This window comes from Synechocystis sp. PCC 7339, from assembly GCF_019924095.1.
Lineage (GTDB): Bacteria > Cyanobacteriota > Cyanobacteriia > Cyanobacteriales > Microcystaceae > Synechocystis.
The window spans coordinates 2,235,035-2,253,273 of the sequence record NZ_CP063659.1 but is presented as its reverse complement, the minus strand read 5'-3'; the positions used below and the strand labels follow the sequence as shown (position 1 = coordinate 2,253,273).

Annotated in this window: 17 protein-coding genes; 12 read left to right on the top strand and 5 right to left on the bottom strand. The window is 47.3% G+C overall.

The genetic code is table 11. The annotated features are described in order from the left end of the window. Window positions 1-325: 325 nt before the first annotated feature. The 9 genes from IQE94_RS10740 (at window position 326) to IQE94_RS10700 (ending at window position 8,357) form a co-directional block, all read left to right on the top strand. Window positions 326-940: a hypothetical protein gene (locus IQE94_RS10740; RefSeq protein ID WP_223341887.1), complete on the top strand. Its 615-nt coding sequence runs from the start codon at window positions 326-328 to the stop codon at window positions 938-940. An 818-nt stretch (window positions 941-1,758) separates the two neighbouring features. Beyond that, window positions 1,759-2,286 carry a bidirectional hydrogenase complex protein HoxE gene (gene hoxE, locus IQE94_RS10735; RefSeq protein ID WP_212718129.1) on the top strand — a complete coding sequence of 176 codons (528 nt, stop codon included), beginning with the start codon at window positions 1,759-1,761 and terminating at the stop codon, window positions 2,284-2,286. 198 nt (window positions 2,287-2,484) lie between these two features. After that, window positions 2,485-4,086, top strand: a complete 1,602-nt coding sequence (gene hoxF / locus IQE94_RS10730) for a bidirectional NAD-reducing hydrogenase diaphorase subunit HoxF (protein WP_212718127.1) — start codon at window positions 2,485-2,487, stop codon at window positions 4,084-4,086. Between the two features lie 40 nt (window positions 4,087-4,126). Continuing rightward, complete coding sequence (locus IQE94_RS10725; RefSeq protein WP_212718126.1) at window positions 4,127-4,765, top strand: Uma2 family endonuclease; 639 nt, start codon at window positions 4,127-4,129, stop codon at window positions 4,763-4,765. A 27-nt stretch (window positions 4,766-4,792) separates the two neighbouring features. Continuing rightward, window positions 4,793-5,509 carry a bidirectional hydrogenase complex protein HoxU gene (hoxU, locus tag IQE94_RS10720; protein ID WP_212718124.1) on the top strand — a complete coding sequence of 239 codons (717 nt, stop codon included), beginning with the start codon at window positions 4,793-4,795 and terminating at the stop codon, window positions 5,507-5,509. A gap of 52 nt (window positions 5,510-5,561) precedes the next feature. Further along, a complete protein-coding gene (locus IQE94_RS10715) occupies window positions 5,562-6,110 on the top strand; it encodes an oxidoreductase (protein WP_212718122.1) in 549 nt (182 codons plus the stop codon). A 50-nt stretch (window positions 6,111-6,160) separates the two neighbouring features. Then, the gene (locus tag IQE94_RS10710) at window positions 6,161-6,421 is read left to right on the top strand and encodes a hypothetical protein (RefSeq protein ID WP_212718114.1); all 261 of its coding nucleotides are present in this window, start codon (window positions 6,161-6,163) and stop codon (window positions 6,419-6,421) included. A gap of 32 nt (window positions 6,422-6,453) precedes the next feature. After that, window positions 6,454-6,882, top strand: coding sequence for a type II toxin-antitoxin system VapC family toxin (locus tag IQE94_RS10705; RefSeq protein ID WP_212718112.1), 429 nt, complete (start codon window positions 6,454-6,456; stop codon window positions 6,880-6,882). 50 nt (window positions 6,883-6,932) lie between these two features. Next, complete coding sequence (locus IQE94_RS10700) at window positions 6,933-8,357, top strand: Ni/Fe hydrogenase subunit alpha (protein WP_212718110.1); 1,425 nt, start codon at window positions 6,933-6,935, stop codon at window positions 8,355-8,357. 233 nt (window positions 8,358-8,590) lie between these two features. Here the strand turns inward: IQE94_RS10700 and IQE94_RS10695 are convergent, their stop codons facing one another. The 5 genes from IQE94_RS10695 to atpD all read right to left on the bottom strand — a co-directional run bounded on the left by IQE94_RS10695 (window position 8,591) and on the right by atpD (window position 13,521). Beyond that, entirely contained in the window at window positions 8,591-9,820 is a 1,230-nt protein-coding gene (locus tag IQE94_RS10695; RefSeq protein WP_255611281.1) for a beta-ketoacyl-ACP synthase, read from the bottom strand. Next, window positions 9,795-10,487 carry a M16 family metallopeptidase gene (locus IQE94_RS18885; RefSeq protein WP_370630471.1) on the bottom strand — a complete coding sequence of 231 codons (693 nt, stop codon included), beginning with the start codon at window positions 10,485-10,487 and terminating at the stop codon, window positions 9,795-9,797. Before IQE94_RS18885 ends, IQE94_RS10695 begins: the two co-directional genes overlap by 26 nt. After that, window positions 10,412-11,311, bottom strand: coding sequence for a M16 family metallopeptidase (locus tag IQE94_RS18880; protein WP_370630470.1), 900 nt, complete (start codon window positions 11,309-11,311; stop codon window positions 10,412-10,414). Before IQE94_RS18880 ends, IQE94_RS18885 begins: the two co-directional genes overlap by 76 nt. A 199-nt stretch (window positions 11,312-11,510) precedes the next feature. Further along, window positions 11,511-11,921, bottom strand: a complete 411-nt coding sequence (gene atpC / locus IQE94_RS10685) for an ATP synthase F1 subunit epsilon (protein WP_212718108.1) — start codon at window positions 11,919-11,921, stop codon at window positions 11,511-11,513. 148 nt (window positions 11,922-12,069) lie between these two features. Continuing rightward, window positions 12,070-13,521, bottom strand: a complete 1,452-nt coding sequence (gene atpD, locus IQE94_RS10680; protein ID WP_212718105.1) for a F0F1 ATP synthase subunit beta — start codon at window positions 13,519-13,521, stop codon at window positions 12,070-12,072. 166 nt (window positions 13,522-13,687) lie between these two features. On the opposite strand from atpD, the gene IQE94_RS10675 reads away from it, so the two are divergent. The 3 genes from IQE94_RS10675 to IQE94_RS10665 all read left to right on the top strand — a co-directional run bounded on the left by IQE94_RS10675 (window position 13,688) and on the right by IQE94_RS10665 (window position 18,206). After that, window positions 13,688-15,673 (top strand): response regulator, encoded by a 1,986-nt coding sequence (locus IQE94_RS10675; RefSeq protein WP_223341886.1) that lies wholly within the window; start codon window positions 13,688-13,690, stop codon window positions 15,671-15,673. 87 nt (window positions 15,674-15,760) lie between these two features. Further along, complete coding sequence (locus tag IQE94_RS10670) at window positions 15,761-16,897, top strand: hybrid sensor histidine kinase/response regulator (protein ID WP_212718103.1); 1,137 nt, start codon at window positions 15,761-15,763, stop codon at window positions 16,895-16,897. Between the two features lie 127 nt (window positions 16,898-17,024). After that, the gene (locus tag IQE94_RS10665; protein ID WP_223341885.1) at window positions 17,025-18,206 is read left to right on the top strand and encodes a glycosyltransferase family 1 protein; all 1,182 of its coding nucleotides are present in this window, start codon (window positions 17,025-17,027) and stop codon (window positions 18,204-18,206) included. Window positions 18,207-18,239 lie beyond the last annotated feature (33 nt).

Here is an 18,239-nt window from a genome sequence, read left to right as displayed (position 1 = left end):
ACAAATATTTGGCAAGCTTCTGTTTGCAAGGTTATTTAGGCTGTTTTTTACTTGATAATGCTTTTTTTCCACGCTTGCTCGTTTTTTACCCTGGGAGCAATGGCCCCAAGCAGGGAATTTTATTGCTAAAGTAGAAACAAAAAACAACATTTTAAAGGGTTCGTTGATGTAGTTTTTAATATCTTCTTACGACAAGAAAAATTATACCGAAATAATCCCTGCTTAATTACTTATTTCCTCCCACTCACCCACCAATATAGTTAAAATGAGTTTTGATCTTTCGAAGCTAAGCAGTCTAAAAGTTGAATCATTGGTACAGCAAGGCTTGGATACTATCCTTAACCGCCAAGCCAAAGTCGGATCCTCATCGGCGGAAAAAGTTAGCTTGATCAAAAAATCCCTGGACCAAAAGGGGGAATTATACAGACTGCCTTCTAGTCACAAATTTACCATTGCAGCTTACCAAGTACGACACAAAAACGCTGTTGGTTCCATTCTTATCACCCTTGATAACCTGCGGGAATTCAATAAAATGTTAGACCAAGAAATTTTGCAAGAAGCAAGTAAAGGTCATCTCCGCAAAGCCGACCGATACATTCGTCAAAAGCGCAACGTTGACATCACTACATACACCCATCGCATCAAGGGTTATCGGGTTACCCAAGCCAAAGCAAAAATTCTTACCTGGATTATTGACTGGGACTTTCATAAGCAATCATCGGACGAAAGCTCCTATGGTAGCGGCACTGCTAGGGCGCTAATGCAGGAATTGGCAGTTAGCTTTCTCGACCATCCCGATGCCAAAAATAATAGACAAGATTATTTAGACGCCATCATGACCCTAAACTGGGTCAAAGAAATTTTGCAGACGGCTAAACCCTTCTATAGCCACAGCCAAATTACCCACAAAGTCATTTACCATCACCAGGTAGAAAGCTAACTGAAAACAGGGCGAATAATAACAGTGGAGTTCAGATGATTTTAATTGTCTGAATTATCTAAGGATTATAATTACACGAAGCCAACCAGAGTCTTGATTGCCAATCCACAAAATTATCCCAACATTAAACAACACCCAGAACCTAGTAACTAGTCTGACCAACCCTCTTTTCTTCGAGCATGATTGGAGCTGCAAATACCTGACAAAAGGTTAATGCCTATCTCCCATGGCTAGCAATTGGGGCTGTGACTATTCTCGGTTTGGGTGTTGTCCGCTATCTGAGCGATGAAACGAGAAACAAAAGAGACAGATTTAGAAAGAAACAGCTCGGTTTTACCTCTCTTTTTAAACTAGGGTTTTCGGACGTAAGTGGCTGTTTTTATCTGCCAGTGAAGCCCTTCGACTCCATGTATTTAATGTACAAAATCCCATCAAGAATGGCAAGTAATATTTAACTTTATTCACTTAAAAAGAGCAGAAGCTATTGGTTTTGTTGCGAAATATTAATAAAAACTATTGCAGTTTATTCAAACTATTTTTGTGGACTAAAACAATTTTTTTATTGTCTAAATTGTCACCATTAAACCATCGATATTGAAGAAACCTAAAGATTTGCTCGCTTTTTAAAAAGTTGGTGTAACAATGAAGACAACCAGATAAAGATTCAGTTCGTTATTGTGGGCAAGATTGTGGAGAGACGAAAACTTTTCCCCAATCAAGGGTGATAATCAGGTTAATTTTTGCAGTCTAAACTTCCTGGTTTATGCTTTCCTCATCATCTTTTATCGGCTGTATTGCTCCTTTTTGAGGGTTTTTCCATGACCGTTGCCACCGATCGCCAAACTACGCCCCCGTCTGCGGCCCATCCTAGTGGAGACAAGCGTTTTAAGGTGTTAGATGCCACCATGAAGCGCAACCAATTTAATCAGGATGCCCTCATTGAAATTCTTCACAAAGCCCAGGAAATTTTTGGTTACTTGGAGGAAGATGTCCTGCTCTACGTAGCTCGGGGACTCAAATTACCCCTAAGCCGAGTGTTTGGGGTGGCAACTTTCTATCATTTATTTTCCCTCAAGCCCAGCGGTAAACATACCTGTGTGGTCTGTTTGGGAACAGCTTGCTACGTTAAAGGAGCGGGGAATTTGCTGAAAACCCTGGATCAAGAAATCCACCTCCAGCCTGGAGAAACCACCGAAGATGGTCAGATGTCTTTGGTGACGGCCCGTTGCATTGGAGCCTGTGGCATTGCCCCAGCGGTGGTCTATGATGGCAAGGTTTTGGGCAAGCAAACTGATGATGCGGTGTTGACGGCGATCCAACCTTGGTTAGGCAACACTGAAGTTTAATTAAAGCTTAAGCATTGATTTATGAGGCAGTTGCTATTACTTAAGTTATCAATGCTGGATAAGTGTCTAAATAACGGGCGATTTTTAGTAGTAATTGTTTTTTGTCATTGCCATCTATGGCCATTGATTAGTCAAGTTTGACTCAACTTTTTTAGTTAAATTCCATTGCTCCACCATCAACTGAGGATTTGAGGTTTTATGGATATCAAAGAATTAAGGGAAATTGCCGCCAAAAGCCGGGAGAAACAAGCAAAAATTCGCATTCGCTGTTGTAGTGCCGCTGGTTGTCTTTCTTCTGAAGGGGAAGCGGTGAAAAAAAATCTCACCACGGCGATCGCCGAAGCAGGCCTAGGGGACAAGGTGGAAGTTTGTGGAGTGGGCTGTATGAAGTTTTGTGGTCGGGGGCCCCTGGTAGCGGTGGATGACCGGAACCAACTCTACGAATTTGTCACCCCGGGACAGGTGGGGGATATTGTCAAAAAATTACAAGAACCCGATGGGATTCCAGAAACCGGCTTAATCAGTGGCGATCCGCACCATCCCTTCTACGCTCTGCAACGGAACATTGTCCTAGAAAATTCTGGCCAGATTGATCCTGAGTCCATTGATGAATACATTGCCCTGGGGGGCTACGAACAGCTTTATAAAGCTATCTACGAAATGACGCCGGAGAAAGTGATCACAGAAATGAACAAAAGTGGTCTGCGGGGTCGGGGTGGGGGTGGTTATCCCACTGGCTTGAAATGGGCCACAGTGGCCAAAATGCCCGGCCAACAAAAATACGTTATCTGCAATGCTGACGAAGGTGATCCCGGTGCTTTCATGGACCGCAGTGTGTTGGAAAGTGATCCCCATCGCATCCTCGAAGGCATGGCGATCGCCGCCTATGCTGTGGGGGCCAACCATGGTTATATTTACGTGCGGGCCGAATATCCCCTCGCCATCCAACGACTACAAAAAGCGATTCAACAGGCCAAGCGTTACGGCCTAATGGGTACCCAGATTTTTGATTCCCCCATTGACTTTAAGGTAGAAATCCGGGTGGGGGCCGGCGCCTTTGTCTGTGGGGAAGAAACAGCCCTCATTGCCTCAGTGGAAGGAAAACGGGGCACTCCCCGACCGCGACCACCCTATCCGGCCCAATCGGGTTTATGGGCCAGTCCCACCCTAATTAACAACGTCGAAACCTACGCCAACGTCGTACCAATTATTCGGGAAGGGGGCGATTGGTATGGGGCCATTGGCACCGAAAAGAGTAAGGGTACCAAGGTTTTTGCCCTGACAGGGAAGGTGGAAAATGCCGGTCTGATTGAAGTTCCCATGGGTACAACGGTGCGGCAGGTGGTGCAAGAAATGGGGGGCGGTGTCCCCGATGGCGGCCAAGTCAAAGCCGTGCAAACTGGGGGCCCCTCTGGAGGCTGTATCCCCGCCGATAAATTAGACACCCCCATCGAATATGACACCCTATTAGCCCTGGGCACCATGATGGGTTCCGGGGGCATGATTGTCATGGACGAAACCACCAATATGGTGGACGTGGCCCAGTTTTATATGGATTTTTGCAAATCGGAATCCTGCGGTAAATGTATTCCCTGCCGAGCTGGCACGGTGCAGCTTTATGACCTTTTAACTCGCTTTTTAGAAGGGGAAGCAACCCAAGAAGACTTGATCAAACTAGAAAATCTTTGCCATATGGTTAAGGAAACTAGCCTTTGTGGATTGGGGATGAGTGCGCCTAATCCGGTAATAAGTACCCTGCGCTATTTTCGCCATGAATATGAAGAATTACTCAAAGCCTAGTTCGGTAATTTATCCACTCATTTACCCTTTCTAAAACGCCATGAATGTTTTAACTGCTCCCATCAAAAGTGATATTTGGACTAAAGCCACTTGGCAAGAATTTATCCAAGCTACCGAAAACCCTGATTACCAAAAGGGAAAATTTTACTACTATCAGAACCAGTTGAGGATAGAAATGTCCCCTATTAGCAGCGATCATGCCGGAGATCATGGCCTTGTGAATGGTGCTCTCAGTCTCTATGTTGCCTTAAAAAATATTCCGGTAACGATTAGAGATACCTGCAGTTACCGTAAACCTAGTCAATGGGAGGTACAACCCGACATTTCTTGCCATGTGGGGGATAATGCTATGGCTATCCCCTCTGGAACGGGTATTGTCAATTTAAATGATTATCCTCCCCCAGATTTGGTTATCGAAATTGCCAATACTTCCTTAGCTGATGATCAAGGAAAAAAACGGCTACTTTATGAAGAGTTAGGCGTTAAAGAATATTGGATTGTGGATGTGAACGCCACTAAAATTCTGGGGTTTAAAATGGAAAATCAAGGGAGCTACCAAATTCGAGAATCTTTGGTTTTACCTGGATTAAATTTAGCTGTTTTGGAAGAGGCGTTGCAAAAAACACGCCAAACGAATCATGGGGAAGTCATGCGTTGGCTACTTCAGCAATTTAGTTAATTTATTTTTCAGAGGAGTTTTTGGCCAATGTCTGTTGTTACTTTAACCATTGATGATAAGGCGATCGCCATTGAGGAAGGTGCAAGTATTTTGCAAGCGGCTAAAGAAGCAGGGGTTCCCATTCCTACCCTTTGCCATTTAGAAGGGATTTCGGAAGCGGCAGCCTGTCGTTTGTGCATGGTGGAAGTGGAAGGCACCAATAAGTTAATGCCCGCCTGCGTTACTGCTGTCAGCGAAGAAATGGTAGTCCACACTAACACAGAAAAGTTGCAAGATTACCGACGTATGACGGTGGAATTACTGTTTTCTGAAGGTAATCATGTTTGCGCCATTTGTGTAGCTAACGGCAACTGTGAATTGCAAGATATGGCCATTACAGTGGGCATGGATCACAGCCGATTTAAATATCAATTTCCCAAGCGAGAAGTGGATTTATCCCATCCCATGTTTGGCATTGATCATAACCGTTGTATTCTCTGTACCCGTTGTGTGCGGGTTTGCGATGAAATTGAAGGAGCTCACGTTTGGGATGTGGCCTACCGGGGGGCTGAATGCAAAATTATTTCCGGTTTAAATCAGCCCTGGGGAACGGTGGATGCTTGCACTTCCTGTGGCAAATGTGTCGATGCTTGTCCCACTGGCTCTATTTTTCACAAGGGAGAAACCACCGCTGAAAAAATTGGCGATCGCCGTAAGGTGGAATTTTTAGCTACGGCCCGTAAAGATCAGCAATGGACTCGATAATTTCCATAACTTAACTTTTGCTTCCAAAGTAACCTAAATAAACCTTAAAAATATGTCTAAAATTCGTTTTGCTACTGTTTGGCTCGCCGGTTGTTCTGGTTGTCATATGTCCTTTCTGGATATGGACGAATGGTTAATCGATTTGGCCCAAAAAGTGGATGTGGTTTTCAGCCCCGTTGGTTGTGACTTAAAAGAATATCCCGACAACGTTGATGTTTGCCTAGTGGAAGGGGCGATCGCCAACGAAGAAAATTTAGAATTGGCCCTGGAGTTGAGAAAAAAAACGAAAGTGGTAATTTCCTTTGGCGACTGTGCTGTAACCGCCAATGTCCCAGGTATGCGCAATATGCTCAAAGGCAGCGATCCGGTTCTGCGTCGAGCCTATATTGAACTGGGGGACGGCACTCCCCAACTACCCGATGAACCTGGCATTGTCCCGCCCTTATTAGACAAAGTTGTCCCCTTACACCAAGTAATTCCAGTGGATATTTTTATGCCCGGTTGTCCCCCCGACGCCCACCGCATTCGAGCAACATTGGAGCCGCTATTAAATGGAGAATATCCTCTGATGGAGGGACGGGCAATGATTAAGTTTGGCTAAAATTAAGTTTTTCCCACGGTTTGCAAAATCAGTATTTAGGAGATTGAACAATGAATATTCAATTGGTAGAATCCTTGGTTCAGATAATTCAGAGTCTTTCCCCGGAGGAACAAAAATTATTGAAGAGTCAACTAGAACAAATAGAAGAAAAAAAAGATAATTGGGAAGAGGTTTTAGAAGAGATTGAAGCTAGCAAACAAAAAGATCTATCTGTACGTCAAGGAAAAAAAATTGAGCTTTCTATTACAGAAATTATTCATCAAATGCGAGAAGAAAGAGACCAACAGCTGCTAGAAACTTGGCAATCTTGATTAGGTTTAATAATTAAACTAGTTTAAATTCAATGGTAAATATCTGTATCGACAACAGTTTTTTAATTCTTTTGCTTACCAAGGAAGATAGTTTTAACAAAGCTCAGTTGTTGTGGAGGGAGTGGCAAACAAAAAACAACACTATTATCGCCCCTAAATTAATTTATTACGAAGCCAGTAATGTCCTACACCGTCTCCAGAGATTTAAGCAAATTGATTCCGCTCAAGAAAAACTTAATCTTGTTTTTAAACTGAACATCAAGATCTATGAGTATGACCAGTTGCACCAAGATGCTTTGGCGATCGCCGAAAGATTTCAATTGCCGGCCGCCTACGATGCCCATTATTTAGCTTTAGCAGAAAAAATGAAGATAGATTTTTATACTTGTGACAAAAAATTGTTCAATTCCGTACAACAAAATTTTCCTAGAATAAAATTAGTTGCCACTAATAGCAGTTAATTTTGTTCAGTTATCATATCAAAAAAAATTACATTAATTGACTTACTATCATGTCTAAAACTATTGTTATTGATCCCGTTACCCGCATTGAAGGCCACGCTAAAATCTCTATTTTTCTCAATGACCAAGGCAACGTCGATGATGTCCGCTTCCATGTGGTGGAGTATCGGGGCTTTGAGAAATTCTGTGAAGGCCGCCCCATGTGGGAAATGGCCGGTATTACCGCCCGCATTTGTGGCATTTGCCCTGTGAGCCATCTCCTTTGTGCAGCTAAAACCGGGGACAAGTTACTGGCGGTGCAGATCCCTCCGGCTGGCGAAAAACTACGACGGTTAATGAATTTGGGGCAAATTACCCAATCCCATGCCCTTAGTTTTTTCCATCTCAGCAGTCCTGATTTTCTGCTTGGTTGGGACAGTGACCCCGCTACCCGGAATGTGTTTGGCTTAATCGCCGCTGATCCCGATTTAGCTAGGGCCGGCATCCGTTTACGACAATTTGGCCAGACAGTGATTGAACTTTTAGGAGCCAAGAAAATCCACTCCGCTTGGTCTGTGCCTGGGGGAGTACGATCGCCCTTGTCTGCAGAAGGAAGGCAGTGGATTGTGGAACGTTTACCGGAGGCAAAAGAGACCATTTATGTCGCTCTAAATTTGTTTAAAAATCTCCTAGACCGCTTCCAAACTGAAGTGGCGGAATTTGGTCAATTTCCCTCTTTATTTATGGGGCTGGTGGGCAAAAATAATGAATGGGAACATTACGGTGGCCATTTGCGATTTACCGACAGTGAAGGCAATATTGTGGCCGATAATCTCAGTGAAGATAATTACGCTGATTTTATTGGTGAGTCGGTGGAAAAATGGTCCTATTTAAAATTTCCTTACTATAAGCCCCTGGGTTATCCCGAAGGTATTTATCGGGTTGGCCCCCTAGCCCGCCTTAATGTTTGTCATCATATTGGCACCCCGGAAGCAGACCGAGAATTAGAGGAATATCGTCAACGGGCTGGAGGCGTAGCCACGTCTTCCTTCTTTTATCACTACGCCCGTTTGGTGGAAATCCTCGCCTGTTTAGAAGCCATCGAATTGTTGATGGATGATCCAGATATTTTTTCCAAAAACTGTCGAGCCAGGGCGGAAATTAACTGTACCGAAGCAGTGGGGGTAAGTGAAGCACCCAGGGGAACCCTATTTCACCATTACAAAGTGGATCAAAATGGTCTGATTGAGAAAGTTAATCTGATCATCGCCACGGGTAACAATAACTTGGCTATGAATAAAACCGTGGCTCAAATTGCCAAGTATTACATTCGCAATCATGATGTGCAGGAAGGCTTTTTAAACCGGGTAGAGGCGGGTATTCGTTGCTATGATCCCTGTCTTAGTTGTTCCACCCACGCGGCGGGGCAAATGCCATTGATGATTGATTTAGTGAACACCCAGGGGGAAGTAATTCAATCCATTCGGCGGGACTAGTCGCCAGGACAAAAAGCAGGCGTAATTAGACAAAAAAATACCCCGGTATAACCGAGGGCATATCTAGGAGAACTCAATGTCAATGGAAGGTACCGAAACCCCTAGAACCCGTGCCCTTAATAGTTCTTGCAAAGGAATTCTGTCGGGTTTCCATAGCCTTATCTTCCTTATAGTAAACATAATGTTAATTTTTGTCAACGAGACTTGACGTCCGGTTCATTTTATTGATAAGACTATGCCCCTACGGCGATCGCCCCATTTTGCCCCCCAAAGCCAAAACTGAGGCAGAGTCCATGGCGCAAAGGTTTAGTTAAATGCTGAGTTGATTCAACCTTGGTAAAGTTCAGGGGAAATTCCGGTGTGATCAAACCAACACAGGGGGGTAATTGTTGTCGGTAAAGGCTCAGTAATGTTAAGGCCACGGCGATCGCCCCGGAAGCCCCCAGGGTATGACCAGTGGCCCCTTTGGTGGAGGTGATTGGCGTGTTGGGTGCGAATATGGCCTGAATTAAGGCAGCTTCCCGCTGATCATTAAAAAAGGTACCGGTGCCGTGGGGATGAATCAAGTCAATTTTCTCTGGGGTTAAACCACTACGGGCAAGGCAATGTTTAACTGCTTTTTGGGCACTGCGGTTATCAAAGGCGGGGGTGCTGCGATGGAGAGCATCACAACTAAAGCCCCAACCCAAAATTTCACCGTAAATTCTCGCGTTTCTCCTTTCAGCTAATTCTCGAGTTTCCAACACCAACAAAGCTCCCCCTTCCCCCAACACTAAACCCTCGCGCTGGCGATCAAAGGGATAACAACCATCCGGAGCTAGCGTGGCCATTTTCCTAAAACCAGCCAATGTGAGCGGTGTGATGGGCGCTTCCACTGCTCCGGCTAAAACCCGTTGGCAATGGCCTGTTCTAATTAACTCCACTCCCTGGGCGATCGCCCATAATCCAGTGGCACAGGCGGCCATGGGACATTGCATTACTGTTACTTCTTGCAAAAGTTGAGCTGCGAGACGGGCGGCCTGATCGGGTAAGGTCTGCCACCAGTCCACCAGCCCAAAGTTAGGCGCCACCGGGGGCTTAGTATTAGCGCCAATCCAATCTTCCCAATGGCCTTGGCCGGCTCGACTAGAACCGATCGCCACACCCCAGGGTTCTTCCATGGGATCAAGTTGGGCATCATCCATGGCGGCCTGGACTAATGGCGGCACCAATTGCCCCAGGGAACGGGGATAATATCCCTGGAGTGCCAAAGGTGACGGTGGCAAGTTAGTAAAGGGTTGCTTGGGCTTGATGGCCGTTTGTCCCTGTAACAACTTCCCCCAGGTTTGTGATTGATCGCCCAGGGCAGTGTCCAGGGCCAGGCCCGTAACTACCACCTCCATGGCTGGAGCATCTATTGGAACCGTTTTTTGTTTCCCCCGTCCTTCCATGGCCCGATTAGCTGCTAGCTTCGGGAATGGCAATTTCCAACATTTCCACCCGCCGGTCTAGGGCTTCTAATTCATCCTTTAGGCGATCGCCTTGACCCACAATAACCGCAATCATCTGTTCGGGGCGGAGATACTTGGCCGCCACCCGTTGTACGTCTGCCACCGTGGTGCCCATCACCGCCTGTTGATAGGTAAAAATAAAATCATCTGGATAACCGTAATACTCGTAGGTCATCAAACGGGAAAGGGTTTGCCCCGGTCTTTCAAAATTAAAGACAAAGGAATTCAAAATTGAGTCCTTGGCATAGGCCAATTCCTCGGGGCTCACTTCGGTGATGCGTAACTTTTCAAACTCTTGTAACAGGGATTGGAGAAACTGCACCGTGGTTTCCGTGCGGGTAGGGCCCCCAGCCAGGAAGTAACCGGGATAGTCATAGCGGGCCTGCCAACTACCGGAAACGCTATAGGCTAAGCCCTGGGTAGAACGGATATTGTTAAATAATCTGCCGGCAAAACCACCCAGCACCCCATTCATCACCGACAAGGCGGCGTAATCAGGGCTGTCTACCATGCCGCCAATTTGCCCCAAAAGCACATTGCTCTGGGTAACGTGGGGCAAATTAACTAAAAAAACTTCACTGTCATTAACTTGGCTGGCGCTGGGGGAGTTAACTGGGGAGCCGTTCCTGGTACTTGCCAATTACCAAATTTTTCCGCAATGGTTTGCTTGATGGTTTCCCCGTCGAAATCCCCCACAATACCTAAAATCATCTGGTCTGGACGGACGTAGCGTTGATGAAAATCAACAATATCCTGGCGGTCAATATTGGCTAAGGTTTGATACTCCACCGTGCGGGCGTAGGGGCTGGTGGGGCCGTAGAGCATTTTGCTAAATTCTCGGCTGGCAATATCCCCAGGGTCGTCGTTGCGACGGGCAATGCTTCCCCGCAGTTGGTTTTTGGCCAGGGCAATTTGGGCTTTGTCAAAGGCTGGGGTTTGGAGAACTTGGGCAAAGAGGTCAAACACCAAGTCAAAGTCCTTACCCAGGGAAGAAAAACTAGCAGAGCCAGAGGCGGTGCCAATGCTGGTTTCAATGGCAGCGGCCTTTTGCTCCAATAAATTATTTAGTTGGGCTGGAGAGTACTGCTCTGTGCCTCCCAAGCGCATAGTGGTGCCCGTCAATTGGGCTAACCCCACCTGATCCGGCGGTTCCCAGCGGGATCCTGCCCGCATTACCACCGACCCCGATACCAGGGGCAGTCTCCGGTCAGGCATGAGATAGACCACCAAACCGTTGGGCAGAGTGTAACGTTCGTATTCCGGCAGATTGATTTCCGGCAGGGGAGGAAAGGTTAACTGGTCATGGGTTTTGGGCTGGGCTCCCAGGTCCCTCGCAGTGGCGGGAGCCAGGGAAAGATTGCTAAAAGCGACGATCGCCATTACCAAGGTGGCCACCAGGACGAACCGTTGCCAGGGATTGGGGCTAGGGGCCACTGTTTTGGGGGTTTTCCAAGGATTTTTCATAGGGCAAACAAGGCGATCTAGTATCCACAGTCCCCATTGGTTATCGGTTAAATCTGTCGTGGGGCTGGGGCAGAAGCAAAAACGGTGACTAGTACCAAGGCAAAAGCCTCCCCAATGCTAACAGTGCTTTAACACTGGGAAGACTTTGACTAACCAAGCCGGGTTGGGCCATTGTGTCGACCAACGACAACCGTCGCAACTAGACAGCGCCACCGGCCGCTTGCAGGCGAGCCCGAGCTTTTTTGTAATTGTTAGAAGCTTTCAGTTGATTGGGTTTATCTTCCCCCCGGTTGGCTTCTTCCAAGGCACTTTGGGCTTCGGTGTAGGCTTGGCGGGCCGATTCAGCATCGATCTCTGTGCCCAAATCGGCCCCATTGACCAATACTTTCACTTCGTTATTTTCCACCTCGGCAAAGCCCCCCATGACTGCAATATTTTTCCAGTCCTTACCGGGGCGCACCCGCATTACCCCAATTTCCAGAGCGGTGAGTAGGGGAGCGTGGTTGCTGAGGATACCCAGTTGGCCGGTGGTGCTGGGCAAAATTAGTTCCTGCACTTCCTCATCCCAAACCACCTTATCCGGTGTGATTACCCGTACTGTTAACGTCATTTTTAGGAATTTCCCTTTGATAGCGTTTCTATGCAAACAACTGGCGATCGCCGGCTAGGAAAGGAGGGGGAATAAACCAATGGTCATCCTAGAAAACCATTCCCATTACCCCCAATTCTCCTAACTTAGACCCCAGACAAATCAGCCTTTAGCCCTCTTTGAGCTTGGCTGCCTTAGCTTTAGCTTCCTCGATGTCTCCCACCAAGTAGAAAGCCTGCTCCGGTAAATCATCCAATTCGCCAGCCAAAATAGCTTTGAAACCTTTGATGGTGTCGGCGAGGGACACATACTTGCCGGGGGCACCGGTGAACACCTCTGCCACAAAGAAGGGTTGGGAAAGGAAACGCTCAATTTTCCGAGCCCGGTCTACGGTCAAACGGTCTTCCTCAGACAATTCATCCAAACCAAGAATGGCAATGATATCTTGCAATTCTTTGTAGCGTTGCAGGGTAGATTGCACTTCCCGAGCGGTGTTGTAGTGCTCTTGCCCAACGATGGAAGGCTGGAGCATGGTGCTGGTGGAATCCAAGGGATCCACGGCGGGGTAGATACCTTTAGCCGCCAAACCACGGGAAAGAACAGTGGTACCATCCAAGTGAGCAAAAGTGGTGGCGGGAGCGGGGTCAGTTAAGTCGTCCGCCGGCACATACACCGCTTGGATGGAGGTGATGGAACCTTCCTTGGTAGAGGTGATACGTTCTTGCAAATCCCCTACGTCGGTACCAAGGGTGGGCTGGTAACCTACCGCAGAAGGCATCCGACCTAACAGAGCCGACACCTCAGACCCAGCTTGTACGAACCGGAAAATGTTGTCGATGAAGAGCAATACGTCTTGTTTGTTCACATCCCGGAAATATTCCGCCATGGTGAGGGCCGTCAAGCCTACCCGCATGCGAGCCCCGGGGGGTTCGTTCATCTGACCGTACACCAGGGCAATTTTAGACTCTTCCGGTTTGTCGGCGTTGATTACATTGGACTCAATCATTTCGTTGTAGAGGTCATTCCCTTCTCGAGTCCGTTCCCCCACACCACCAAATACGGATACTCCCCCGTGTTGGATGGCGATGTTGTTGATTAATTCCATCATAATTACGGTTTTGCCCACACCGGCGCCACCGAACAGACCGATTTTGCCACCCTGACGGTAGGGGGTGAGCAGGTCAATTACTTTAATGCCGGTTTCAAATACCTGAGGCTTGGTTTCTAGGTCCACCAGTTTGGGGGCGGGGCGGTGGATCGGGAAGGTTTCTCCACTGGGCACGGGACCTTTGTTGTCCACGGGTTCACCGAGAACATTGAAAATGCGACCGAGGGTGCCGATTCCCACGGGAACGCTGATAGGGGCCCCGGTGTCCACAACGTCCATACCCCGGACGAGGCCGTCGGTGGTACTCATGGCTACGGCGCGGACTTGATTGTCGCCGAGAAGCTGCTGCACTTCACAGGTAACAGCTACTTCGTTACCAGCAGAATTTCTGCCTTGGACTTTAAGGGCATTATAAATACGGGGCAATTTACCACTGGGGAACTGGGCGTCAATTACAGGCCCGATGACCTGGGTAATTTTGCCAACGTTAGTTGCTTCTTTCACGGCTACCATGCTGATTGTCTAGGAATTTGTTTATAGTTAGACTACAGGATTACTGTTTAGTTTTAGTCAAATTTGCCATCTTTAAGGGTATCACTTTGGGGCTGTTCCCAACTGGTGGGATGGTGTAAATCCTAGGCTGATAGGCGATCGCCGGGGGGAAGTTTTGGAGCAAAAGTTGGAACGAGAAGATTGTCTGAGGGCGATTGCGAGAACTCTGCTGGAAAAGGACTGGGCCACGGCGGTACATTTTGCCATGGAGCAACTGGGGCTGTTGTTTGGTTGTCAGCGGGTCCATGTGATTTACCACGATCCGGCCAAAGACTGTTTACATATGGCGGAAGAATGGTGCGCAGTGGGTACTGCTCCTCGGTTATCAACTTTTCAAGGGGTGCCGGTGGCCACCTATCCCTGGATCTGGGCTAATTTGCAGGACAGTGACGGTGTTTTAGTGGAAGATGTGGAGCAAATGCCCCCGGAGGCTGAGATGGATAAGGTCTCCCTACAGTTTGATCTGGTGAAATCCATCCTGGTGGTGCCCATGGTCAAGGATGCCCAAGTGTTGGGCTACATTAGCATGGTCCATCTCCATAGCAACTATAGCTGGAACCCTGAGGAATTAAACCTAGCCAAGCTGGTGGGGCAATTTTTGGCGATCGCCCAGGCCCGGCACCAAGCAGAAACAACCCTGACCCAAGCCAAGGAAGCGGCAGATGCGGCCAATCGGGCTAAAACGGAATTTTTGGCCAGCATTAGCCATGAATTGCGCACTCCCCTCAATGCCATCATTGGTTTTAGTCAACTGTTACATCGGGATCCCAGTTTGGCCCCCCACCGTCCCACCCTGGATATCATCAACCGGAGCGGCGAGCATTTACTAGAACTGATTAACGACATTCTGGAAATGTCCAAAATTGAGGCAGGCCGTACCACCCTCAACGAAAAAACCATTGATTGCCATCGTCTGTTAGATAATCTCCAGGCCCTTTTTCAACTACGGACCCAGGAAAAACAACTTCTCCTCCAGGTGGAACGATCGCCAGAGGTGCCCCAATGGATTAAGACTGATGGGGGCAAGTTGCGGCAGGTGTTGATTAATTTGTTGGCCAATGCCATTAAATTTACTGCCCAGGGCGGTGTCACCCTCAAAGTTAAATGTCTGACCACCACAAAGACTCCCCAGTCCGATGGGGGTGAGGGCGCATCCATCTGGCTCCATTTTTTGGTATCGGATACGGGGGCGGGCATTGCGTCCCATGAAATGCATAAATTGTTTGTGCCCTTTGCCCAGACAGAAACGGGGCTGAAATCTTGTCAAGGTAATGGTTTAGGGCTACCCATCAGCCAAAAATTTGTTCAGTTGATGGGGGGACAAATTCAAGTTAGGAGTAAGGTCGACCAGGGCAGTGCTTTCTTTTTTGCTATTCCAGTGCAGGTGATGGCGGCCCCCCATTCGACTCCGGAAATTTCAGCGGCAATTCTGCCGACCCTGGACCATTACAATCAAAAAATTCTTGTGGTAGATGACCGTCCGGAAAGTCGGCTATTACTGCGGCAATTGCTCACCAGTCTAGGCTTCGTTGTCCAAGAGGCGGAAAATGGAGAAATGGCGATCGCCCTGTGGGAAAGTTGGCAGCCCCAGGTGATTTTAATGGATATGCAAATGCCGGTGTTGGATGGTCGGAGCGCGACCGAAAAAATTAAGGCCACCCCCCAGGGGCAACATACGGTCATCATTGCCCTCACCGCCAGTGCCTTTGAAGAAGAACGAACGGAAATCCTGGCCGCTGGTTGTGACGATTTTTTAAGTAAGCCCTTCCGCCCCGAAGCATTGATTGCCCTCCTGGCTAAACACCTGGCCGTATCGTTACCTTCCCAGGTTCAACCACTAGCTTCCCCTCTCCGACCCTTTCCCGTGATCACGGCCCCGTCCCTATCAGAACAATTGACGACAACCCCCCCGTCCTGGCGACAACAGATGGCAAAAATGGCTCTAGAATGCAATGACAATGACCTGATTGCCCTGGTTGAGTCCCTGCCAACCTTGTCCCCATCCCTGGCTCACCTATTGGCCACCTGGGCTAGGGAATACCGCTTTGAGCAGATTTTCCTGACGATTGAATCTAGTCTTGGGGAGGCAACCTTAGCGGGGCAACCCAGTTGATTATCCCTAACTGTACCAACGGATATTTGAAATTCGGCTCAACTTTAATTTTTCTTCCTTCTCCATCAATTCCCGCAGGCGATCGCCATGGGCCAGGACTGTAAAACCCTTTTTATTGTCGATGACACCCCGGACAACGTACGGCTACTGGCTAACCTTTTGTCCGCCCATGGTTACCGAATCCGCAAAGCGTTGGATGCCAATTTTGCCCTCAAAAGTATTGAACAATCCCCGCCGGATTTGATCTTACTTGATGTTAATATGCCCACCATGAACGGCTATGAAATGTGTGCTCGGTTAAAGTCCAATCCCGATACCCAGGAAATCCCAATTATTTTCATCAGTGCCCTAGATAACGTATTTGATAAAGTCAAAGCCTTTAACCTGGGGGGAGCGGACTACATCACCAAGCCGTTTCAAATGGAGGAAGTGCTGGCCCGCATTGAACATCAACTACTACTGCTACAACAAAAACATCAACTGCGAGCAGAAATCCAAGAACGGAAGCGGGCGGAACAATCCCTGGAAGTTTCCCTGCGGGTGGTGTCCCACGATCTCCGCAATCCTGTGTTGGGACTGTCCATGGTACTCAACAATTGCCTCAAACGGGCTGATCCAAACCAAACGGAACTTTCTCTACCCCGCCAAACCCTGGAGCAGATGGCCCGCAGTTGTGAACGTCAACTAGCCTTGATCAATTCTCTAGTGGAAAGTCAACATTGGGAACAGCAGGGGGTTCCTTTGGTATTGCGACGCCTTGATCTGGGCACCCTAGTGAGGGATTTTGCCCAGGAGTGGTCGTTGGGACTAGGGGAGCAGGAAGTAACCCTTAGTTTGAATTTGGGGGAAAATTTACCCTTAATCATGGGGGATGCTAACTTCCTTTGGCGGGTGTTGGAAAATTTGTTGACCAATAGCCTTAAATACAATCCATTGCCCCGCTCTCAACCTTTGAACATTACCATCACAGTTACGGCCATAGGCCAAACTTTAACCTGTCGAGTCAAAGATAATGGGGTAGGTGTGGATCTGGCCATAGCTGACCGAGTTTTTGACCGCTATCAGCGCGGCGATCGAGATAATAATCCCCTGGGGTTAGGTTTAGGGCTATACGTTTGCAAGCTCATTGTCGAAGCCCACGGGGGGCAAATTGGCCTTGATACCGCCGTTAATAAAGGGGCAGAGGTTTACTTTACCCTCCCCCTGGAAAAAGTTCCTGCGTGAACTACCCACGCCGAATCGAAGATTACGGCTTAGGCTTCCTACCCAAAGAACTGCTTTCTACCCCGAAGAATATTAAGATTTTGGCATCTAGTGATTATTTATCAACAGTGAGAAAGATTGATTGGTGATGCTAAAAGTTTGTGTGGATGCTACGGCAATACGGGGCCAACTGAGTGGTATTGGTTTTTATAATCTCAGTCTCCTGCGAGCGCTTGATCAACTCCAGCATAGCCAACAGTTTCAAGGGCAGTTTTGCCTACAAATTTATTACCAGCCTGGTTTAAAGGATTGGTTAAGGGGAAAGTGGCAAAAAAATCATCATCTGACTGAATTCAAAGATTGTAGTTGTTTACCATTACCAGTTACCCTGAGCGATCATCTAGTTAGCTTTCCCAATCCCATTTTAAACATTTTAAATTTGCTGGAAACACGCCTAGGCAAGCCCGATCTTATCCATGGTACCGATCACTACATTTTCCCTAGCCGACAAAGTATAAACTTGTTGACAATTCACGATTTAACTTTTCTTAAATTTCCAGAATTTGTACCTCCCATCGTCCAACGCTACCACCAAAGAATTTTACGTTGTTTGCCCTTTACCCAGGGCATTTTAACTTTTGCGGAGAGCACTAAACGAGAAATTAACGAATATTACCAATTTCCCCTAGAAAGAATTTTTGTTACTTCCCAGGCTAGCCGTTATCAAGGACTAACTTTAACTCCAGAAAATTTAGTTGCTTTACCCCAGCCAATCCCCTATGATTTTAATCTGCCGTATTTTCTCTTCGTTAGTACTCTGGAACCTCGCAAAAATGTAGTTGGTTTGATTAAAGCCTTTAATTTATTCAAACAAGCCACCAAAGCGCCCCACCAGTTAGTGCTCATCGGTCAACTGGGCTGGAAATATGAACCAATTCTTGAGGCGATCACCAATTCTCCTCATAACAATGAAATTCATCGTTTATCCTATCTACCTAACCAATGGTTAGCGATGTTTTATCAACGGGCTACCGCTTTTGTTTATCCTTCTTTTTACGAAGGCTTCGGTTTGCCGGTGATGGAGGCCATGAACTTTGGCTTACCCGTGATTACATCCAATGGTGGATCATTACCGGAAGTGGTGGCAGACAGTGGCGTATTAGTAGATCCCCAAGATATCCAGACTCTAGCGTTAGCATTGGAAAAAATCGTTAGCGATACGGATTGGCGGGATCACCTAAGGCAAAAAAGTTTAACTAGGTCTAAGGATTTTTCCTGGGAAAACACTGCCCGCAAAACCCTAGAAGTTTATCAAATTTTATCAAACTAAATATTGCCATCACCAGTTTAAATTTTACCCAGA